This window comes from Tabrizicola sp. (assembly GCF_051645465.1).
GTDB lineage: Bacteria > Pseudomonadota > Alphaproteobacteria > Rhodobacterales > Rhodobacteraceae > Tabrizicola.
This window is the reverse complement of the sequence record NZ_JBOFBI010000060.1, coordinates 1-5,764: the sequence shown is the minus strand read 5'-3', so window position 1 is coordinate 5,764 and position 5,764 is coordinate 1. Positions and strand designations below refer to the sequence as shown.

Here is a 5,764-nt window from a genome sequence, read left to right as displayed (position 1 = left end):
GTCAAACTGACCAGCACTGCCGGGTCCGCCAGCCGCTGTTTCATCGTGGCGATCAGCGTCTGCCCGCCGGACAAAGGTTGTGCGCCGTCCTTGGCCAGCGCTTTCACCGCGTCGGCGACGGAGGAGGGTTTCACCAGCTCGAAGTCATGCATTGTCCATCCTCCTCTTCACGCGTTGATCGCCGACCACACCCGCGAGGGCGAGACCGGCATGTCGATATGGGCCACCTTGTGACCACCACGGTTCAAGGCGTCGATCACCGCGTTGACCACCGCGGGGGGCGAGCCGATGGCCCCCGCCTCGCCACAGCCCTTCACCCCCAAGGGGTTGTGGGTGCAGGGCGTCTGGCACGAGTAGTCGACGTTGTAGAACGGCACGTCATCGGCGCGCGGCATCGCGTAATCCATGTAGGACCCGCTCAGAAGCTGGCCGGTTTCGTCATAGGTCGTGTTCTCCAGCAAGGCCTGGCCGATCCCCTGGCCCACCCCGCCATGCACCTGGCCCTCGACGATCATCGGATTCATGATGTTGCCGAAGTCATCTGCGCAGTGGAACGCCGCGATCTCCACCCGCCCGGTGCCCTCATCGACCTCCACCTCGCAGATATAGGCGCCTGCGGGATAGGTGAAGTTGGCGGGGTCATAGAACGCCGTCTCCTCCAGCCCCGGCTCCAGCGTCTCCAACGGGTAGTTGTGGGGGACGTAAGCCGAGAAGGCGATCTCGCCGAAGGTCTTCGCCTTGTCCGTCCCCGCGACCGAGAACTTGCCGTCGGCGAAGGTGATGTCCCCTTCCGCCGCCTCGAGCATGTGGGCCGCGATCTTCTTGCCCTTGGCGATGATCTTGTCCACCGCCTTGACCATCGCCACCCCGCAGACCGCGAGGCTGCGCGAGCCGTAAGAGCCCATGCCGAACGGGATCTTCGCCGTATCGCCATGCACGATCTCGACCGACGTCTCCGGGATGCCGAGCTTGTCGGCCACGATCTGGGCGAAGACCGTCTCATGCCCCTGGCCATGGCTGTGCGCCCCGACCATCACGGAAAGATTGCCCGTCGCGTTCACCCGGACCGTCGCCGCATCGTAAAGCCCGACGCGCGCGCCAAGGATGCCGACGAGATGCGAAGGCGCGATCCCGCAAGCCTCGATCCAGGTCGACAGCCCCATGCCGCGAAGCTTGCCCTTCGCCGCACTGGCCGCGCGGCGCTTCTCGAACCCCGCGACATCGGCCATCTCCATCGCCTTGTCCAAGGTCGCATGGTAGTTGCCGGTGTCATAGGCCAGGGCCACCGGCGTGGTGTAGGGGAACATGTCGGTGGTGATGAAGTTCTTCCGCCGCACCTCGAACGGGTCGAGCCCCAGCTCGCGGCACATCTTGTCGATCACCCGCTCCAGGCTGTAGGTCGCCTCGGGCCGTCCGGCACCCCGATAGGCATCGACCGGGGCGGTGTTGGTGAAGACCGTCTTCACGTTCACATAGACATTCGGCACCTTGTAGGGCCCGGCCATCAGCGTGCCGTGCAGGAAAGTCGGCGTCACCGTCGCGAAGTTCGACAGATACGCGCCGACATTCGCCATCGTCTCGGTCCGGAAGGCGATGAAGTTGCCCTGCTTGTCGCAGGCCAGCTCGATCTTCGTCACATGGTCACGGCCATGCGCATCCGAAAGGAAGCTTTCCGACCGTTCCGCCGTCCAGCGCACCGGACGGTGCAGCTTCTTTGCCGCCGCCAGCACCACCGCCTCTTCGCCGTAGTGATAGATTTTCGAGCCGAACCCGCCGCCCACATCCGGGGCCACGACCTGCAGCTTGTTCTCCGGAATGCCAAGCACGAAGGCCGCCACCAGAAGCCGCGTCAGGTGCGGGTTCTGGCTGGTCGTCGTCAGCTTGTAATCCCCGGTCCCCGGGAAATACTCGCCGATCGAGGCGCGCGGCTCCATCGCGTTCGGAACCAGACGGTTGTTCACCAGTTCCAGAACCGTCACATGCGGTGCTGATTTGATCGCGGCATCGACCTTGGCCCGGTTGTCCTCGATCCAGCCCCAGTCGTAGCAAAGGTTGTCGGGGATCTCGTCATGCACCCGGTTGGAGGCATTGGCCACCGCAGCGGCCATGTTGACGATGGCGGGCAGCTCTTCGATCACGCTGTCATCCGCAATCGCCTGCGCGGCATCGCGGGCCTCTTCATAGGTATCGGCCACCACCGCGGCATAGGCATCACCCACATGCCGCACCTTGCCATGCGCCAGCACGGGCCGCTTCGGCTCGCGCATCGGCGTGCCGTCGCGGCTGTTGATCAACCAGCCCGCCGGGTTCCCGCCCACGTTCGCGAAATCCTCGCCGGTGAACACCGCCTGCACGCCGGGCATTCCGGCGGCGCGCTTGGTGCCCACCGACTTGATCCGCCCATGCGCCACGGTCGAGCGCACCATCACCGCATGGCATTCGCCGTGCAGCGTGATGTCGTCGGTATAGACGCCCTTGCCGGTCAGAAACCGCACATCCTCGCGGCGCTTCGAACTTGCGCCAATCCCATGATCCTTCGGCATTTGGGTCCCCCTATTCCGCAGCCACAGCCGAGACGTCCTGCCCCGAGGCAGCCATCACGGCCTTGACGATGTTGTGATACCCGGTGCAGCGGCAGATGTTGCCCTCAAGGTAATGCCGCACCTCGGCTTCCGAAGGCTTCGGGTTCTCGGCCAGCAAGGCCGCCGAAGACATCACCATCCCCGGCGTGCAAAAGCCGCACTGCAGCCCGTGATGGTCCTGGAACGCCTGCTGGATCACCCCAAGCGAGCCGTCCGCATTCGCCATCCCCTCGATGGTGCGCACCTCGGCCCCGGCCACATCCTGGGCAAAGACCGAACAGGACTTCACCGCCCGCCCGTCCACATGCACCACGCAGGCGCCGCACTGGCTGGTGTCACACCCCACATGCGTCCCGGTCAGCCCCAGCCCCTCGCGCAGAAACGCAGACAACAACGTCCGCCCCTCCGTCTCCGCCGACAAAGCCTTCCCGTTAACGGTCATCGTGACTTTCGTCATCCTCATCCTCCCTTGGATATGCCTGGGTAAACCGTCCAGGGGATCAACCCCCAATCAAGCGCCGAAACCAACCCTTCTTGGGTGCGCCGCCAAGAGCCGGGTCGCCGCCTTCCAGGACTGCTTCCGCCATCGCCGGTTCAGCGGCGGGCTGTTCGCCCTCCATCGTCGTCTTGAACCGGTCGAAGAACTCGTCCGCCAGCTTGCGCGCGAACACATCGATCAGCCGCGAGCCGAGCTGCGCGATCTTGCCGCCCACATTCGCCTCGACCTTGTAGGCGAGCGTCGTGCCCGTACCTGACGGTGTCAGTGTCACCTTGGCCCGACCCTTGGCAAAACCCGCAGGGCCGCCTTTGCCCTCGCCCGAGATCGTGCAGCTTTTGCCCTCGGCGATGTCGGAAAGTGTCACCACGCCGGTAAAGCGGGCCTTCACCGGACCGACCTTCTGCACCACGACCGCTTCGAACCCATTGGCGGGCGACCCAGCCATGCTTTCGCAGCCGGGAATGCAGGCCTTCAGCACCTCTGGATTCATCAACCCCGCCCAGACGATGCCTGGTGGTGCAGCAATCTCGCGTTCCTCGCTCAGTTCCACATTCGTCTCCCTTGTCGCTTACTTTAGGGCGCACCGAGCCGGACCCCAATTGCACGTTGGTCTTAGTCCGTCATCGCTCGGGCGGCCCAAAGCTCATGCCATGCGCCGCAAAGATCGCCGCGATCCGCCCGTCTGCCAGCGCGGAGGCGACAGCGTCATCCACGGCATAGGCAAGGTCGCGGTGCTGTTCGCTGATGCCGACGCCAAGGGTCCAGTGACCGCGTTCAAAGCCCATCATGGGCGGCTCATGCACGGTGATGCCGGGTGCGAGATTGCCCTCGATCTCTCCCTTCGGGCCCATCACCGCCATGATCTCGCCCGCAGCGAGTGCGTCCATCGCCAGAAGCGTGGATTTGTAGCGATGCACGGTATCGCCAAGCTGGCCGACGGAGGTGAGGTAGAAGTCGGAAATGGAGTCGTTTTCGACGCCAACGGTGTCATAGCGAAAGTAGGAAGGCGTCGGTCCCTTTTCGGGATACTTCGCCGCGTCATAGGCGATGGCGACGCCGTCCTGCACGTATTGCCCGGTAAAGACGACCTGTTCGACACGACAGGCATAGTCGCTGTCGTAAGGCACATGCAGCATCACGTCCGACACGCGCCCGCCGATGGCGGCACCCTTCCAGACATAGTTTTGCAGGTCGGCGTCAAGGTTCTCGCCAGCCTGCACAAGGCGGAACCGCGCCTCGACACCAAGCGCGCCTGCGATCAGTTTGCCGATTTCGACGTCAACGCCAGCAGCCTTGCCATCCTGCTCCCAGGACCAGGGCCGGAAGTCTTCATAAACCGCAAACTCGATCCAGCCGGAATCGACGATGGCGTCGAATTCACGGCCCACATCCTCGTAAGGTGTATTCTGCGGTCGTTCCGCCGGCACCACGGACTCGCAGCGTGCGAAAGCCGGGCCTGCAAGCCCGGCGATCATTGCGGCGAGGAACAGGGCGCGCATCGTCAGTTCGCCGCAGACAGCCCAACGGTGAGCGTATCTGCGGCCATTTTGAAGCTTGCCGGTTCGTCGGTCAGCTGAAGCGCCGCCACTCGCGCCGCACTGTCGGCGACCGGTGCGCCAGAGGCTGTGGCGGCCTCGGATGCAATGACCATCAGCTCGTCGCGCAGGGCCGCCGGATTGTCGACCGTGCCCGCGGCAAGCTGGTCGCGGATTTCTTTCAGCCGGTCGATATGGGCGTCCAGCGCGCCATCCTCGGCCCGCGTTTCGACGTAGGTGCGGATCGCCCAGGCCGCCTTCTGCCCGAGAATCTCACCGAAAGCCGGCATCTTGGTGATGCCATCCTGCGTGTAGCCCATCTGGAACCGTTCGACATACCACTCATCGCCGTATTCCGATGCCTCAAGGTAGCGCACATCAGGTGCCAGTCCGCCCGACACAGCGCCAAGCCCGTGGCAGCGGGCGCAGTTCTGGTTGTAGCCCGATGCGCCGATTTCGATCGCCTGCTGCCAGACCTCGTCACCCGCCTTGTCGGCGCGATAGGGGTTCTCGGTCAGCCATTCCTCGCCAACGTCGGGAAGGGTGTCGGTGTTCACCGCTTGCGGCACCACATCGCCATGCGCAAAGACCATTGTCGCAGCCAATCCGGCCGCGAGGCCCGGCAGCAGCCGCAGAATGCCTCCGTTCAGCATGTGTTTCCTCCCGTCACGCGTACTCGGACCGGTGTTAACGAGATCGGCGCGCTGCCGGTATTCGACCTTGGTGCCGTTGTGGATGCCGATCAGACGAAGGTCGTAAAGCCTCACGCGCGGGCGTGGGCTAGTTTTGCCGACGGGAGGAGTTTCGATGATCCGCGCTACAGGTCTGATCGCTGCCATGCTTGTGGCCGCATTCCCGGCGCGGGCCGAAGTCGTGGTCGAGATCACATGGCTGAGGCTGGAGGTCGTGTTGCCACCCGTGCTGTCGAACCTTGACCGCGTCCCTGAAGATCTGGGTCTGGCGGGGGCAGAACTCGGCATTGCTGACAACACCACGACGGGCAGCTTTCTTGGCCACGACTACAGGCTGACGACGGTCTCGGTGCCGCCGGACGGCGACATCACCGCCGCTGCCCGCGATGCCCTGGCCCGTTCGCAGTTGCTGGTCCTTGACGCCGAAGCCGCCGCGACCCTGGCCGTCGCGGACCT

General features: G+C 64.4%; 6 protein-coding genes and 1 pseudogene. 1 reads left to right on the top strand and 6 read right to left on the bottom strand.

What is annotated here, in order from left to right; translation table 11 throughout:
- The 6 genes from ACRCSW_RS03500 to pedF all read right to left on the bottom strand — a co-directional run.
- Window positions 1-152: FAD binding domain-containing protein (locus ACRCSW_RS03500; protein WP_438702629.1), on the bottom strand; the 152-nt coding region annotated here is incomplete at its 3' end.
- A gap of 15 nt (window positions 153-167) precedes the next feature.
- Window positions 168-2,543 carry a xanthine dehydrogenase family protein molybdopterin-binding subunit gene (locus tag ACRCSW_RS03495; protein ID WP_438702626.1) on the bottom strand — a complete coding sequence of 792 codons (2,376 nt, stop codon included), beginning with the start codon at window positions 2,541-2,543 and terminating at the stop codon, window positions 168-170.
- A gap of 10 nt (window positions 2,544-2,553) precedes the next feature.
- Window positions 2,554-3,039 (bottom strand): (2Fe-2S)-binding protein, encoded by a 486-nt coding sequence (locus ACRCSW_RS03490; RefSeq protein ID WP_438702624.1) that lies wholly within the window; start codon window positions 3,037-3,039, stop codon window positions 2,554-2,556.
- A gap of 43 nt (window positions 3,040-3,082) precedes the next feature.
- A complete protein-coding gene (locus tag ACRCSW_RS03485; protein ID WP_438702622.1) occupies window positions 3,083-3,631 on the bottom strand; it encodes a CoxG family protein in 549 nt (182 codons plus the stop codon).
- A gap of 70 nt (window positions 3,632-3,701) precedes the next feature.
- Window positions 3,702-4,580 carry a substrate-binding periplasmic protein gene (locus tag ACRCSW_RS03480; RefSeq protein WP_438702620.1) on the bottom strand — a complete coding sequence of 293 codons (879 nt, stop codon included), beginning with the start codon at window positions 4,578-4,580 and terminating at the stop codon, window positions 3,702-3,704.
- Window positions 4,581-4,582: 2 nt separating this feature from the next.
- On the bottom strand, window positions 4,583-5,269 hold the full coding sequence (pedF, locus tag ACRCSW_RS03475; protein ID WP_438702627.1) for a cytochrome c-550 PedF: 687 nt from the start codon (window positions 5,267-5,269) through the stop codon (window positions 4,583-4,585).
- Between the two features lie 154 nt (window positions 5,270-5,423).
- On the opposite strand from pedF, the pseudogene ACRCSW_RS03470 reads away from it, so the two are divergent.
- Window positions 5,424-5,764, top strand: a pseudogene (locus tag ACRCSW_RS03470) (branched-chain amino acid ABC transporter substrate-binding protein); the annotation flags it as partial.